Raw genomic sequence first — 14393 nt, forward strand, 5'->3', positions numbered from 1 at the left:
TTCCGGGTAAGCTAGGGAATTATGTTCAACCCCTTCCGCCGCAACAAGTCCAGATCGTCACTGCGACCACCCCGCGGACCGGGGGAGACCATCCGCCCAGAAGACGCGCAGGATTTGCAACAGTGGGCCGCCGGAAGAATGTATGTAGAGGCCTTTGTGGAGCCGGAAACAGTGGTCAACGAGATGTCGGTTGTCGTTGTCGATGAAAACGGCGAGTTCATCCGCCGTCGCATCGGCGGGCCAAAGGGTATCGACGCGGTGGCCGCATTATTGAGCTGCGATATTTATGACGTGGAAGAAACCGGCTACCCGCAGCGCATGCGTGAACGCCTGGAGCGAAACCGCATTCTGCGTAAAAGGGAAGAACAAAGAAAACGCCGCGCCCGGTTCGAGCGCGGCGAGAACCCCGATACGGGGACTGAATTAAGCTAGATCGCTCTCTTCACGTAGGTAGACCTGGGAGCCGCGGCGGCGGAATTCGGCAGACTTTTCTTGCATGCCTTTCTCCGGTGCAGTGCCGTCGACGGCCTCGCGGACTTGCTCACCTAGCGTTGGCATGCCTAGCTCGGCCATCTGCCCGCCAAACATATCCCGAATGTCTTGGCTGATGCGCATAGAGCAGAACTTGGGGCCACACATGGAACAAAAGTGGGCGGTCTTTGCTGGCTCGGCAGGCAAGGTTTCGTCATGGTAAGCCTGCGCGGTTTCCGGATCGAGGGAAAGCGCAAACTGATCATTCCAGCGGAATTCAAAGCGGGCCTTGCTCATCGCGTCATCCCAGGCACGGGCGCCAGGGTGACCTTTGGCCACGTCCGCGGAGTGCGCGGCAATCTTATAGGTAATGACACCAGTTTTTACGTCATCTCGGTTGGGTAGGCCCAAGTGCTCTTTCGGGGTCACGTAGCACAGCATCGCCGTGCCACCCATAGCGATATGGGCGGCGCCGATGGCAGAAGTGATGTGGTCATAGCCGGGAGCGATATCGGTAACTAGCGGGCCGAGAGTATAAAAGGGCGCGTCAGAGGCCCAATCTTGCTCGAGCTCGTTATTTTCTTGAATCATGTTGAGCGGGACATGGCCAGGGCCTTCCACCATGACTTGGACGTCATACTCCCAAGCCCGGCGGGTAAGTTCGCCAATCGTCTTAAGCTCAGCGAACTGGGCTGCGTCGTTCGCATCGGCTAGGCTGCCGGGCCGCAGGCCGTCGCCAAGCGAAAATGCAACATCGTATTGCGCAAAAATCTCGCATAACTCATCAAAGTGCTCGTAAAGGAAAGATTCTTTGTGGTGGGCCAAGCACCAGCCCGCCATAATCGAGCCGCCGCGGCTTACAATGCCAGTCACGCGATTGCTAGCTAGAGGCACATAGGCCAAAAGCACACCAGCGTGAATCGTCATATAGTCCACGCCCTGCTCGCATTGCTCGAGGACGGTATCACGGAAGATTTCCCACGAGAGGTCCTCCGCTACGCCATTGACCTTTTCCAATGCTTGGTAAATCGGGACGGTGCCGATGGGAACCGGGGAGTTGCGCAAGATCCACTCACGGGTGGTGTGGATATCGTCACCCGTAGACAAGTCCATGACGGTATCCGCACCCCATTGGGTAGCCCAGCGCAGTTTGGATACTTCCTCATCGATGGAGGAGGATACTGCTGAGTTGCCGATATTGGCGTTAATCTTGGTAAGAAATTTGCGGCCAATGATCATGGGCTCGGACTCGGGGTGGTTGACATTATTGGGAATAATCGCACGGCCGCGAGCGACCTCCTGACGTACGAATTCCGCATCGCAATGCTCGCGCAGAGCTACAAATTCCATTTCGCGGGTAATGATGCCCTGGCGGGCATAATGCATCTGCGTAACGCGTTGGCCTGCCTTCGCCTTAAGCGGCAGGCGCTTAGAGCCCTTCCATTCTTGGGAGGCAGCACCGCGGCGCTGTGCGGCGCGGCCGTCGTCAGCGAGCTCTCGGTTGCGGCCTTGGTATTTTTCGGTATCCGCGCGTTTTTGAATCCACTCGGTGCGTAATGCCGGAAGCCCCTGCTCCGGTGCGCATTCGGGACCACGCGTGCGGTAAACGCGGAAGGGCTCGTTAGGGGCATGAGGGGAATCGTCCAAGTGGATTTCGGTCTCTGGGACCTCTAAGCCGTTGTGCCGAATGGGGGAATAGGAATGCTTGGGGTGGTTTTCTGGGGCAGCCGTCATGGCAGGCTCTCCTCTCTTCCTTCGTAGGTATTAACCAAACAGGTTCGAACGGTAGATACGCAGCTGTAGCGCACTCTCAGCCCGTGCTCGGGCACCCGTGGGGACGTAGATCACCGTATAACAATCGCCTCACCCAGCGCAGGGTTTTCTGCATTTGGTCTAGGCCTAGCGATGCGTGGTGGGAGGGTGAAGGAATGTGGTTGCTAGGTCAACAGGAAACTTTCAGGATCTTTCCACCGCTATCCAATATCGGTAACCCATACTAAGTTCATGCGTTTGAGAGAGCGCATGCGAGAGAGATAGAGAGAACCCCTCATGTTTCCAGAGGGCGGCTGTTTTAGCCGATACATGGAAACACCTTGTAGAGAGACGCCTGCGGCCCTCGGACCACTTTCGGTTCGAGGGCCGCAGGCGTTTTCTTTTGCCTAGCAGATCGTGGCGCCGGCAGCGGCTAACTCTTGCAACGCCGCCTCACCGCGAGATTCATCTACCGGGGAGCAATAGTCACGCAGAACGCGGACGGTGAACCCCTCCTGTAGGGCATCAGCAGCGGTGGCACGAACACAATGATCGGTGGCAATGCCCACGATGTCTACGGCATCGATGTGGTGCTCGCGCAACCAGTCAGCAAGCAGGGTGCCGTTAGCAGCACCCTCAAATCCGGAATAGGCGGCGGTGTATTCACCCTTGCGGAAGTAGGCTTGGGCCGGCCCGATAGCCTCATGCATGGCCGCGCCGTGGGACTCGGCTACACAGTGCACGGGCCAAGAATCAACAAAATCCGGGCTCTGGGAAAAGTGAGAGCCCGGATCTATATGCCAATCCTGCGTGGCTACGACGGTGTCATAATCCTGTTGCAGAGTCGCGATTTTGGCGGCGACTTCATTGCCTCGTTCGGTGCCTAAGGCACCGCCGGGGCAAAAGTCATATTGAACGTCAACGATAATGAGAGCAGGCTTCATGCCTTTAGGAGTTTAATCGCATAAAGCCTGCTGTGGTGCTATTTTAATTCAGCAATTTCGCGCAGGGCTGCTACCACCGTGCGGGTGGGCACGCCGGTGCCCATCTTTGGGGTGTATCCATAAGCGCCAGTGGTGTTGAAGGAAGGGCCGGCCACATCGATATGGGCCCATTCGATTTCTTCACCCACAAAGTGTTGGAGGTAGGTGCCGGCATATTCCATGCCGCCCTCACGCTTGGCGTTGATATTACGGATATCGGCGCTGGCGGACTTTACCGATTCCTCGTGTTCCTCCAGTAGCGGCATGGCCCAAGCCTTTTCGCCCACCTCGCGGCCGATTTCGGCCATGCGGTCACGGAATTCCTCGGAACCCATAACGCCGGCGGTCCGCTCACCTAGAGCAACCATCTGGGCACCGGTGAGAGTAGCCGTTTCAATGAGGTAGTCAGGGTTGTCCTCGCTGGCGCGCGCAATGGCATCAGCAAGCACGAGGCGACCTTCCGCATCGGTGTTGAGCACCTCGGAGGTAATGCCGCCGTAGTGGGTGATGACGTCACCTGGGCGGGTGGCATCGCTGCCTGGCATGTTTTCTGCCAGTGGCAGGGTAGCGGTGATACCCACCTTGAGGTTCAGCTTTGCCGCAGCAATGATGGCAGCGACCATTGCGGCGGAACCGCCCATATCGGAAATCATGTCCCACATCTTGGCGCCTGGCTTCAAGGAAATGCCGCCGGTATCAAAGGTAATGCCCTTGCCCACCAGCGCGACGTGGCGCTTGGCCTTCTTCGGGCGCCAGCTCAAGCGGACCAAACGCGGCGGACGTGCAGAGCCACGGCCGACCGCCAGGATGCCGCCAAAGCCCTGCTTTTCTAGGGCCTTTTCATCCAAGACCTCTACCTCAAGGCCCGCCTCTGCTGCTTGGGCGGAAAGGAAAGCGGCGTAGCTTTCTGGGTAGAGCAGGTTGGATGGAGTATTGACCAGATCGCGGGCGAGAAGAACGGATTCAGCGGTAATCTTCGCGTTTTCAAATTCCTCTTGGGCTGACTTCTCGGCCACTACGGTAAAGGTGGTGGGCATCGTAGATGGCTCGCTGCGTAGGCCGGAGTACTTATAGCCGCCGAGGATGAGGCCTTCTACCACTGGGGCGATGCCAAAATCGCCCAGAGAGGTAGCTAACTGTTCAATCTTGGTAATGGAGCGGGCGGCCTGGCCTGCAGCGCGGCGCAGCGTTTCAGCGTCTACTTCTTCTGCTTCGCCCAATCCCACGGCGATGATGGAGGCTACGCCAGCCTTAGCTGGAGCCGGTACGCGCGTGACCTCGCCGGCCGTGCCGGAAGCCCCTACGGCCACCAGTGCCTCATAGGTGGAGCGAAGTGCGGCAGCCCCTAGCAACTCGGTGCCCGGCAGTTCTAGCCCGCCTTCGCCCTCGAACGCAGCAATTAGTAGTGCGTCCGCCTTCTTTGGAACCTTCTTCCCCAGCTTTAGCTTGGGAAAGTGACCGCGTGCGGGCAATTCGTTTTGTGCCATAGTGTCCTCCTTTATAAAAAGGCTTATCAATCTTCCCTCTACTGTACCGCGCAGCGGTGAACTTATTCCTGCCTCGCTATAGATAAAGGGGTAGATTGTGGGCATGCTTGATTACACGATTACTCGGACCGATAATCCCACGTCTGCGGAGGAATTGAGCGAAATCCTCGCCAACCCCGGCTTTGGCAAGCACTTTACGGACCACATGGTCACCATTGATTGGACCGAAGAAAAGGGCTGGCACAATGCTCAGGTAAGACCGTACGGGCCGATGACAATGGAACCGGCAAGCAACGTATTCCACTACGGGCAGGCAATCTTTGAAGGCATCAAGGCCTATCGTCAGCCCGATGATTCCATTGCCACCTTCCGTCCCGACCATAATGCCCAGCGGTTTATCAACTCTGCTGAACGCTTGGCTATGCCGGAGCTGCCGAAAGAGGAGTTTATTGAGTCTTTGCGCCAATTGGTGGAAGTAGATAAGAACTGGGTACCGGAAGCCGGTGGAGAAGCGGCGTTGTATCTGCGTCCCTTTATGATCTCCACCGAGGTTTCCTTGGGGGTTCACCCGGCCAAGTCCTACCGCTACGTGCTAATAGCCTCCCCAGCGGGTTCCTACTTCAGTGGTGGCATCAAACCGGTATCTGTTTGGCTGTCCACCGACTACGTGCGCGCAGCGCCCGGCGGCACCGGCGCGGCCAAGTTTGCGGGCAACTATGCGGGCTCGCTATTGGCCCAGGCCCAGGCGGATGAAAAAGGCTGTGACCAGGTGGTCTGGTTGGACGCTATTGAACGCCGCTACATCGAAGAAATGGGCGGAATGAACCTCATGTTTGTCTATGGCTCCGGCGAGAATGTGGAGATTGTTACGCCAGAACTATCCGGTTCCTTGTTGCCGGGCATCACGCGCGAATCTCTTCTGCAAGTTGCCCAAGACCTGGGCTACAAGGTCACCGAACGCCGCATTACGGCCGAGGAATGGCAGCGCGATGCAGAATCCGGCGCAATGTCGGAGGCCTTTGCCTGCGGTACTGCCGCGGTTATCACCCCGGTGGGCCACGTGCTGGGCGATTCCGCCGATTTCCAGGTCAATGGCAATGAAGCAGGCGAGATCACCATGACCTTGCGCGAGCACCTAACCGGAATTCAGCGCGGTGCCGTGGAAGATACCCATGGCTGGCTGCATACCCTGGTGAAATAGGCCGCGGCTTAGGCGTCTGCGGCGATCTCGACTCCGGTAAGTAGCATCGGCAGCGCCGCTAGGGCGCCGAGGGTGGGCTCCGGCTCCATTGCCAGTTGGTGCAGTGGCTGGAGGCCCAGTTTTCTTAGCGCCAACTCATGGGCAGGGGCGGTGGAAAGGGTAGTGGCAAAGAGCCACTCTTTCACCCCAGGGTTATCGCGCTCGGCAAGGAGCGCCGCGGTTGCGGTTAAGGGGGCATCGATAAGGAGGGGCGTGCGACGCTCCGCGGCTCGGGTAATGAGCCCCACCGCAGCGGCCAGCACCGCAGACTGGCAGGAGGCTACGAGCTCCATGCCCTCGAGGTTGCGGGCGCGGAACATAGCATCTCGAATGGCAGAGACCTCTCGCTTCCAGTCTTCCACGCTGGGCTGCTTGCCGACGATCACTACCGGCTCCGTCTGCGTCATCGTCGCCATGACCACGGCGGGGACGCGGGCGCTTTCCACGCCGCCGGGAATCAGTAGGTCCGCACCGGCATCAATTTCCGCATCTGCGGTAGCGGCTCCCAAGTCATATGCCTGGGATAGATCCGTCACCGTGACTACATTCAGTCCGGCCCCGGCCCGACGCGCAGCGGTCTCGGGAGCCGGTAGCTGGGGCTCCTGCTCAGCAAAGACGATGGCTCGTATACGCTGCGGCTCCTGAGCGGGGGCGCTGCCTTGGCAGGCGGCTAGCCATTGAGCGGCTTCGGTCAGGCGCCCATAAGGCGCGAGCTGCGCGTCGTGTGCGGTACGTGCCTGAGAATCGGGCTGCGGAATGGCCATGAGCACATCTCCCTAAACGTCAGCACCGAGCTCCACGCGGGGGCGCGGAATGCGCCACTTGCGCGGCTGGCTGGCGCGAGAATATGCATAAAAGCCCAGGCTAAAGCCGGCTTCAGTGGTGCCAGGGAACTTGGTACGCACGGCATTATTGCAGCGGCGGGCCAAGATGATGCCCTCGATGGCAAAGATAATGAGGATAACCATCGCCACCGCGTTAATGACCGTCGCGATGCTTGGTACCGCGTAAGTCAAGAACACGACCACGATGAGAACTAGGGCCATTGGCATAACCCAATTGCTCAAGCTGCGGCGCGCATCTACCCAATCGCGCACATAGGCGCGTTCTGCGCCCTGATCGCGAGCGGGAAGGAAACGCGGATCACCGTCAGCCATGCGGGCCTGCTGCTCACGGTTGGCCTGCTGGCGCTCTTGGCGCTCCTTTTTCTTATATTCCTTCCACTCGTCCTTGCTCATGGACTTCTTCATGTCCTTGCGGTGCTGGTAACGCTGTGCTTCGGACATGCCATGGGGATCGCGCTTTACGCCGCGCGCGATCTCTTGTTCGGAGCGCTTTGGCGTAGGACGACCCTTCGGTGGGGTATAGCCCTTGCGCTGGGGCTCTTTCTGAATTTCTTCCTGCGCCTTGTCCTGCGCAGGAGCGGGCTCAGTGGAGGTCTTGTCATCTTTTTGCCACGGGAGTTTCACTCTCCTCACACTACAAGGTTTAGGCGCGAATAGGGGAATAGGCCCGGCCCAGTAGATGTTGTAGCAGTGGGCTACCTTTTCCCACCTGAAAGAAGCGGGTAGGGTAGTGGCAACGAAACCAATACTTATTGAGGAGAAGTGATGACCGCTCCAGCTTCCGCAACCGGCGTCATTCTGACTGAAGCAGCAGCCGCTAAGGCAAAGGCGCTGCTTGATCAGGAAGGCCGCGACGATCTCTCCCTACGCATTGCCGTTCAGCCTGGTGGCTGCGCTGGCCTGCGCTACCAGCTTTACTTTGATGATCGCACCTTGGATGGTGACAAGGTCGACCAGGTAGGCGGCGTAAACCTCGTCGTGGACAAGATGTCCGTTCCTTACCTGACCGGTGCCAAGATTGACTTCGCTGACACCATCGAGTCCCAGGGTTTTACCATCGATAACCCGAATGCCACCGGTTCTTGCGCCTGTGGCGATTCCTTCAACTAAAAAGAAGGACAGCAAAGAGGGTGGGTGCCGATGGCACCCACCCTCTTGTGTATGTGTGGAAGGCTCTTAGAGCTTGACTGGATAGTCGCGGGTTAAGGGTCAAAAAGTGTGTCCGGAATCGCGGATTTTCACGGATTGACCTGTAGGTTTCCGGAAAGTATATGCTCCGGAAGCATATATCTAGCCCCCGACGGGAAATCCTCGGTGTGGCAGCCGTGATGTGCTATGCGCGGCGTGGTGTGGTGTCGCAATGTCGAAGAACCAACCACGCTGCCACTGCGGCGGTGAAATGAAACGCAACGGCACCACCAGCAAAGGCACCACCAGATGGCGCTGCAAACAATGCGGCGCCTCCAGCGTCAAACGTCGAAACGACATCACCAACGCGGCAGTGTTCACCCAGTTCATCGAGCATTGCACCACCGCAATATCACTCGACGACCTAGCCAAACGAAACGGTGTTAGCCGCGCCACCATGAAGCGGCGCTTCAAGTGGTGCTGGCTCGTTGATGTGCCTGACCCCACCGCCGGCCACCACAAGCGGATCTACGACCAGGTATTTCTCGATGGCACCTACACCGCCGGTGGCTGCCTGATCGTCGCGGCGACCATCGACCACGTGATCGCCTGGCACTGGTGCAAACACGAAACCACCCGCGACTACCAACTGCTGCTTGAACGCATCGAAGCCCCACTCATCGCCGTCATCGACGGCGGCCAAGGCGCATACAGCGCAATCAAAAAGTGCTGGCCGACTACGAAAATTCAACGCTGCCTCGTCCACGCCCAACGCGTGGTCCGCCGCTACACCACCACCAACCCACGCACCGATGCCGGGCGCACCATCTACCGACTTGCGCTGAAACTGACCCGGATCACCACACTGGATGAAGCCGCCGCGTGGGGTGTGCAACTGCACGAGTTTTCAACGATCTACCGGGAATGGATGAACGAGAAAACCATGATCAAAGACCCCAAAACAGGTGCATGGACCCGCGTGTGGACCCACCACAACGTGCGCAAGGCCTACAACAGCCTCAACCATCTTTGGCGGTCCGAGATGCTGTTTGTCTACCTCAACCCGCCAGCAGGAGTCCTTGCGCCCGAGCGGATCAAATCCACCACCAACAGCTTAGAAGGCGGCATCAACGCCCAGCTCAAACTGCTCGCCAGAACCCACCGCGGCAGATCAGGCGAACGACAACGCCGCATGCTGGATTGGTGGCTCTACTTAAAAACGGAACTGCCTGACGATCCAGTACGAATCGCCAGGCAGTCCGACTGGGGCCAGGGCCAACTCGCCAAAGTATCCACCCTGACCCAAACCGAGAACCAAGCCGACCACGAAACAGGACGCCCAGCCCTCTACGACAACGCTATCGACACCGACTACACCCACTCAATCGGCATTCAAAAAGGCCAAATCTAACCCCCGCGACACGCCGAGCCAGACACACATTTTGACCCTTAACCCATAGTCGCGCTGCTCGATCTGCGGATCGATGCGCTTTTCCACAAAGATGCCGTGCCAAATCATAAAGGACAGTACAGTCCACAAACGGCGGGAGTGGTCGGAGACGCCGTCGCGATGCTCCTTGAGCATCTCGAGAACTTCCTTCTTATTGAAGATGTCCTCGGTCTGGGATTCGTTGATGGTGTCTTGGGCCCAGCCGTAGAGCTCGTCGCCGGCCAACCAGTGGCGCATCGGCACGGGGAAGCCCAGCTTCTTGCGGTGCAGAACGTGGGCCGGAACGATCTGCTCCATTGCCTTGCGCAGTGCGTACTTGGTGGTGCCGTGGGAAATCTTCAGGTCATAAGGGATGGACTCGGCCACCTTGAAGACTTCCTTGTCCAAGAAGGGCACGCGAAGCTCAAGCGAGTTGGCCATATTGATCTTATCGGCCTTGACCAAGATGTCACCGCGCATCCAGGTAAAGAGGTCTAGGTGCTGCATGCGTGCGACCGGGTCAAAGCCCTCAGACTGGGCGTAGATGGGCGCAGTAACCTCACGGTGGTCCCATTCGCGCTTCGCCCACGGGATAACCCGCTGCATCTGCTCAAAATTGAAGGAACGTGCGTTGCCATAGTAGCGCTCTTCCATGGTCATCGAGCCACGGTTGAGCAAAGACTTGCCCTTCATGCCTTCTGGCAGCACCTGGGAGAGCTTGCCCAACCCTCGGCGCAGTGGGGAAGGGATCTTCTCAAAGGGAGCGAGGGACAGTGGCTCCTTATAGATGGTGTAACCACCAAAGAGTTCGTCCGCGCCCTCACCGGAAAGAACAACCTTGACGTGCTTGCGGGCTTCTTGGGCCACGAAATAGAGCGGCACCAGCGAAGGGTCAGCTACCGGATTGTCCAGGTACCACATGATCTTCGGGATGGACTCGGCATACTCCTCCGGGGAGACAATCTTGACGATGTGCTCCACGCCAATAGCTTCCGCGGACTCTGCCGCGACATCGACCTCAGAGTAGCCCTCGCGCTCGAAGCCGGTGGTGAAAGTCAGCAGATCAGGGTTGTGGCGCTTAGCCAGGGTGGCAATAGCTGTGGAGTCAATGCCGCCCGACAAGAAGGAGCCTACGGTGACGTCGGCGCGCATGTGCTTAGCTACGGAATCCTCCAGCGCCTCCGCAATCCGGTTAAAGAGTTGCTGCTCTTCACCTTGCTTTACCTGTTGAACAGGGAAGCGGGGCTTGAAGTAGCGCTCGGAGACAACCTCTTCGCCTGGACGAAGGGTAACGGTGCAGCCGGATTCCACGCGGCGGATATTCGCGTGGAGGGACTCCGGCTCCGGGACGTATTGCAGGTCGACGTAATGCTCAATGGCGCGGCGGTCAAGGTTGAGCTCTAGACCGATCTCGTCTGCCATTTCCAGAATGCACTTCATCTCGGAGGCAAAGACAGTGCCAGCGTCGGTGGTGGCGTAGTACAGCGGCTTGATGCCGAATTGGTCGCGGGCAGCAAACATCGTCTTAGTGTGGGTGTCCCAGATGACGATGCCGAACATGCCGCGCAGGTGGTTGACCACGTCCTTGCCCCAGTGGTGGTAGCCCACCACGATAGGCTCACCATCGCCTTCGGTATGGAAGGTATAGCCGAGGCCCTTGAGCTCTTCCCGTAGTTCTACGTAGTTGTAGATTTCGCCGTTGAAGGTCATGGCGTAGCGGTCAGGCTGGTCCTCCGGACCCCAGCGAAGGGGCTGGTGGGAGTGTTCTAGGTCAATGATGGACAGGCGATTGAAGCCAAAGGCAGCATCGCCGTCGTGCCAGGTGCCTGCCGCATCTGGGCCGCGGTGGCGCATGCAAGGCAGGGAACGTTCTAGCGCGTCAACGTACTTATCTACGTCGCCCGTGGCGGCGAGCATGCCAAGAAGTCCGCACATGTAAAGATTGCTCCTTAATATAAGCGTCTATTGCTAGTCACCCACTTTACGGCTCGAGAGGTGCAAACTAGAACACGCCACGGCTTAAGGAAAGCTGTTGGCTGCCTTGGAAATAGCTTCCCCGATAGGGTGCGAACTTTCGGTTGATGTATCCCCGGGCAAGCTGTGAATTGACACACATGGCCGTGTTGGAACCTTAGGGTCCGGTTGGAACATTGTGCAGGTGGGGCGGTAACCTACAAGAAGGAGAATATGAAATGAGTGCACTAGGTGCCCTTTTATGCCTTTAAATAGGCTGGGAATCTGGCAATTTTCCTCTATTCTGATTGGGTAAGAGTGCTCTGTGAGTATTCGAGAAGTTTTGTGTGGACAGAAAGGCAGAACACACGTGGGACAGCGTAATAAGCGCACCTTTGCCCGCAAGGCGGGCGTAGCTGGCGCACTTGCTCTGGGTGGACTCGCTCTGGCAGGTTGTGACGTTCAGGCGCCAACTGCTGTAGAGAACCTCCTAGGATTCGGTTGGCCAAAGGGTATTACCCCTGAGGCAGAGGCCATGTACAACTTCTGGATTTGGGTCTGGGTTGCTGCATGGATCGTTGGTTTTATTATGTGGGGCCTATTCCTCACCGCTATCTTCCGCTGGAGCGCGAAGAAGGCGAAGAAGGATGGCAAGGGCGAGTTCCCGCGCCAGATTCAGTACAACGTACCGCTTGAGATGGTTCTGACCATCGTTCCGATCCTCATTATCATGGGCCTGTTCTTCTTTACCGTTCAGACCCAGCAGAAAGTTACCGCCTTGGATAAGGATCCGAAGGTCGTCGTCGACGTCACCGCTTTCCAGTGGAACTGGAAGTTCGGTTACGCGGAGAACCACGTTAACGGTGAGAACTATAACGGTGCTGATAAGGAACGTCAGGCCGAGGCAGAAAAGTCTGCTCACGACCCAGAGGGTATCGATAACCCGAACCCAATCCACGGCAAGTCCATGGGCGACCTTTCCTACCTGAACTACAACAAGATTGAGACCGTCGGTACTACCGAAGAGGTTCCGGTTCTGGTTCTTCCTTCCGATACCGCGATTGAATTCCGTCTCGCTTCTGGGGACGTATCCCACGCATTCTGGGTACCGGAGTTCCTATTTAAGCGCGACGTCTACGCACACCCAGAGGCAAACGCTCAGGAGCGTAGCTTCCAGGTGGAAAAGATTGAGAAGCAGGGCGCATTCGTTGGTCGCTGTGCCGAGATGTGCGGTACCTACCACTCGATGATGAACTTTGAAATCCGCGTTGTATCCCCAGAGGACTTCAACAAGTACATGAAGTTCCGCGAGAACAATCCGGAAGCTACCAACGCCGAGGCTCTCAAGGAAATCGGTCAGGACCCATACGCGGTTACCACCCACCCGTTCTCCGGCGAGCGTGATACCGCTAATGGTGACAACTTCGTCAACACGGCGGCATAAGAGATAAGGACACAACACAATGCGTGCAACATCGAAAGTCTTTTACTCAATCGCGACCTACCTTCTTGTCTCGCTGATTGTCTACATCTTCGGCGTTACCTTCGTTAAGGACGACGGCTACCTGTATGGTGCCGAGTGGGTTGGCATCGTGGGTATGTTCCTTGCCTTCCTGCTGTGCATGATGCTCGGTGCTTACCTGCACTTCACCGATAACCGCAGCGACGTCCTGCCAGAGGATTGGGAAGAGGCAGAGACCGAGGACGCGGCTGGCATCCTAGGCTTCTTCTCTCCAGGCTCCATCTGGCCGCTGGCTATGACCGGTGCTATCGCCCTCCTTGGCCTGGGTATCATCTTCCTCTACTTCTGGTTGATCGCTCTCGGCGCTGTCTGCCTCATCGCGGCATGCACCGGTCTTTCCCTGCAGTACGGTCTGCCAAAGGAAAAGCACTAGTTCTTCACTCTGAAGAAATCCCCGCCTAAAACTTCTCCGCCCTCCTAGCTTTGGAAGCTAGGAGGGCTTTGGCGATCGGTAGTCGGATGTTCCGCGAAAAAGTTCCCTAGATTCCAAAAAACTTTTCTGTGGTGGGGTAGTGGCTGGATATCTAGCAAGACTGCTACCTGACTGTCTACGTCATTCGGGCACGTAGAGGCGACTTTTCGCGGGGGTCGACCGAAAGTTGTAGACCTGCGGGTTTGGGGTGGTGAGTGGGTGTGATTTATCTCTCCAGAATGTATCAATCTCGCGTACTTGTTAATGCATCTACAGGTCAGAATTACTGAGGTGGGGGCGCTCGGGAATTTCTAAGCGTGGGGCGTCGTGTGTTGTCACCTGCATCGATGGGGCGTCGTAAAGAAGAGGAAAAAGTTCCCGGCGGAAAAAATAAAAATATCGCAGGGAACTGGCTGAACGTCTGCTGGCTAAAGCATCAAAAATGAATAGTGATAACGGGGGGAATCGAGGTGACTTTGCCGCCCAGAACAGCCATAATGGCCTCTGTGACGAGCGTAGTTTCTAACCAAGGTATGACAGCACCACGTGCTGCCTCACTGAACCGACCAAATATGGTCAGTGTGGGCACCATCGTGTTCCTGTCTCAGGAATTGATGTTCTTTGCCGGACTGTTCGCGATGTGGTTCACCTCGCGAGCAAACGGTCAAGAAGGCGACTGGGCGGAGCACACCGCCCATATCAACCTGCCCATGGGTTTCCTCATTACGGCAGTGCTGATTACTTCTTCTGTGACCTCTCAGTTCGGCGTGTTTGCCGCAGAAAGGGGTGACGTTTACAAGCTTCGACTCTGGTACACCGTGACGCTGGTACTGGGCGTTGTGTTCCTGTGCATCATGGCATTCGAGTGGACCGAGTTGATTCACGCAGGTGTGACTGTGCAGTCCAGCGTCTTCGGTTCGGTGTTCTACATCATCACCGGCTTCCACGCTGCGCACGTGACCGCAGGTCTGATTTCTTTTGCAATCATCCTGGCGCGCGTTGCTAAGTCCAAGTTCACGCCGGCGCAGGCGACCGCCGCAATGGCAGTGTCTTACTACTGGCACTTCGTTGACGTTGTGTGGATCGGCGTCTTCACCGTTATTTACTTGGTCCAGTAGAACTGGCCACTATCCCCAAACAGTCCTCCCGTGTTCGAGTTATCTAAAGGAAA

The 14393-nt window shown here is 57.3% G+C and carries 12 protein-coding genes and 1 pseudogene; 7 read left to right on the forward strand and 6 right to left on the reverse strand.

The window, feature by feature from the left end; all coding sequences use genetic code 11:
• Window positions 1-21 precede the first annotated feature (21 nt).
• Window positions 22-432, forward strand: coding sequence for a hypothetical protein (locus tag I6I12_RS04515; RefSeq protein ID WP_023021164.1), 411 nt, complete (start codon window positions 22-24; stop codon window positions 430-432).
• Here the strand turns inward: I6I12_RS04515 and thiC are convergent.
• From thiC to I6I12_RS04530, 3 genes are all read right to left on the reverse strand, one after another.
• Window positions 424-2205: a phosphomethylpyrimidine synthase ThiC gene (thiC, locus tag I6I12_RS04520; protein WP_200288849.1), complete on the reverse strand. Its 1782-nt coding sequence runs from the start codon at window positions 2203-2205 to the stop codon at window positions 424-426. The two genes, I6I12_RS04515 and thiC, sit on opposite strands and share 9 nt — an antisense overlap.
• Window positions 2206-2630: 425 nt before the next feature.
• A complete protein-coding gene (locus I6I12_RS04525; RefSeq protein ID WP_200288850.1) occupies window positions 2631-3167 on the reverse strand; it encodes an isochorismatase family protein in 537 nt (178 codons plus the stop codon).
• 38 nt (window positions 3168-3205) lie between these two features.
• The gene (locus tag I6I12_RS04530; protein ID WP_200288851.1) at window positions 3206-4693 is read right to left on the reverse strand and encodes a leucyl aminopeptidase; all 1488 of its coding nucleotides are present in this window, start codon (window positions 4691-4693) and stop codon (window positions 3206-3208) included.
• A gap of 103 nt (window positions 4694-4796) precedes the next feature.
• On the opposite strand from I6I12_RS04530, the gene I6I12_RS04535 reads away from it, so the two are divergent.
• Window positions 4797-5894: a branched-chain amino acid aminotransferase gene (locus I6I12_RS04535; RefSeq protein ID WP_234288174.1), complete on the forward strand. Its 1098-nt coding sequence runs from the start codon at window positions 4797-4799 to the stop codon at window positions 5892-5894.
• 8 nt (window positions 5895-5902) lie between these two features.
• Here I6I12_RS04535 and I6I12_RS04540 read toward each other — a convergent pair whose 3' ends face one another.
• Window positions 5903-6697: a nicotinate-nucleotide--dimethylbenzimidazole phosphoribosyltransferase gene (locus tag I6I12_RS04540; RefSeq protein WP_200288853.1), complete on the reverse strand. Its 795-nt coding sequence runs from the start codon at window positions 6695-6697 to the stop codon at window positions 5903-5905.
• A 12-nt stretch (window positions 6698-6709) separates the two neighbouring features.
• A complete protein-coding gene (locus I6I12_RS04545; RefSeq protein ID WP_200288854.1) occupies window positions 6710-7402 on the reverse strand; it encodes a DUF3043 domain-containing protein in 693 nt (230 codons plus the stop codon).
• A 141-nt stretch (window positions 7403-7543) separates the two neighbouring features.
• Here I6I12_RS04545 and I6I12_RS04550 point away from each other — a divergent pair, with 141 nt between their 5' ends.
• Together I6I12_RS04550 and I6I12_RS04555 are read left to right on the forward strand one after the other, a co-directional pair.
• Window positions 7544-7888, forward strand: a complete 345-nt coding sequence (locus I6I12_RS04550) for a HesB/IscA family protein (RefSeq protein WP_005324455.1) — start codon at window positions 7544-7546, stop codon at window positions 7886-7888.
• 250 nt (window positions 7889-8138) lie between these two features.
• The gene (locus I6I12_RS04555) at window positions 8139-9317 is read left to right on the forward strand and encodes an IS256-like element IS1249 family transposase (protein ID WP_005323424.1); all 1179 of its coding nucleotides are present in this window, start codon (window positions 8139-8141) and stop codon (window positions 9315-9317) included.
• 45 nt (window positions 9318-9362) lie between these two features.
• Here I6I12_RS04555 and asnB read toward each other — a convergent pair.
• A pseudogene (gene asnB, locus I6I12_RS04560) lies at window positions 9363-11270 on the reverse strand (asparagine synthase (glutamine-hydrolyzing)); the annotation flags it as partial.
• A 388-nt stretch (window positions 11271-11658) separates the two neighbouring features.
• Here asnB and ctaC point away from each other — a divergent pair.
• From ctaC to ctaE, 3 genes are all read left to right on the forward strand, one after another.
• Window positions 11659-12732 carry an aa3-type cytochrome oxidase subunit II gene (ctaC, locus tag I6I12_RS04565; protein WP_200288855.1) on the forward strand — a complete coding sequence of 358 codons (1074 nt, stop codon included), beginning with the start codon at window positions 11659-11661 and terminating at the stop codon, window positions 12730-12732.
• Between the two features lie 19 nt (window positions 12733-12751).
• Window positions 12752-13183 (forward strand): aa3-type cytochrome oxidase subunit IV, encoded by a 432-nt coding sequence (gene ctaF, locus I6I12_RS04570; protein WP_049361050.1) that lies wholly within the window; start codon window positions 12752-12754, stop codon window positions 13181-13183.
• 545 nt (window positions 13184-13728) lie between these two features.
• Window positions 13729-14340 (forward strand): aa3-type cytochrome oxidase subunit III, encoded by a 612-nt coding sequence (gene ctaE, locus I6I12_RS04575; protein WP_432417960.1) that lies wholly within the window; start codon window positions 13729-13731, stop codon window positions 14338-14340.
• Window positions 14341-14393: the final 53 nt, after the last annotated feature.

This window comes from Corynebacterium kefirresidentii (genome assembly GCF_016599755.1).
GTDB classification, from domain to species: domain Bacteria; phylum Actinomycetota; class Actinomycetes; order Mycobacteriales; family Mycobacteriaceae; genus Corynebacterium; species Corynebacterium kefirresidentii.

Coding starts and splice junctions, on each gene's coding strand:
- I6I12_RS04515 (WP_023021164.1), top strand. CDS start 22: ATGTTCAACCCCTTCCGCCGCAACAAGTCCAGATCGTCACTGCGACCA.
- thiC (WP_200288849.1), bottom strand. CDS start 2,205: ATGACGGCTGCCCCAGAAAACCACCCCAAGCATTCCTATTCCCCCATT.
- I6I12_RS04525 (WP_200288850.1), bottom strand. CDS start 3,167: ATGAAGCCTGCTCTCATTATCGTTGACGTTCAATATGACTTTTGCCCC.
- I6I12_RS04530 (WP_200288851.1), bottom strand. CDS start 4,693: ATGGCACAAAACGAATTGCCCGCACGCGGTCACTTTCCCAAGCTAAAG.
- I6I12_RS04535 (WP_234288174.1), top strand. CDS start 4,797: ATGCTTGATTACACGATTACTCGGACCGATAATCCCACGTCTGCGGAG.
- I6I12_RS04540 (WP_200288853.1), bottom strand. CDS start 6,697: ATGGCCATTCCGCAGCCCGATTCTCAGGCACGTACCGCACACGACGCG.
- I6I12_RS04550 (WP_005324455.1), top strand. CDS start 7,544: ATGACCGCTCCAGCTTCCGCAACCGGCGTCATTCTGACTGAAGCAGCA.
- I6I12_RS04555 (WP_005323424.1), top strand. CDS start 8,139: ATGTCGAAGAACCAACCACGCTGCCACTGCGGCGGTGAAATGAAACGC.
- ctaF (WP_049361050.1), top strand. CDS start 12,752: ATGCGTGCAACATCGAAAGTCTTTTACTCAATCGCGACCTACCTTCTT.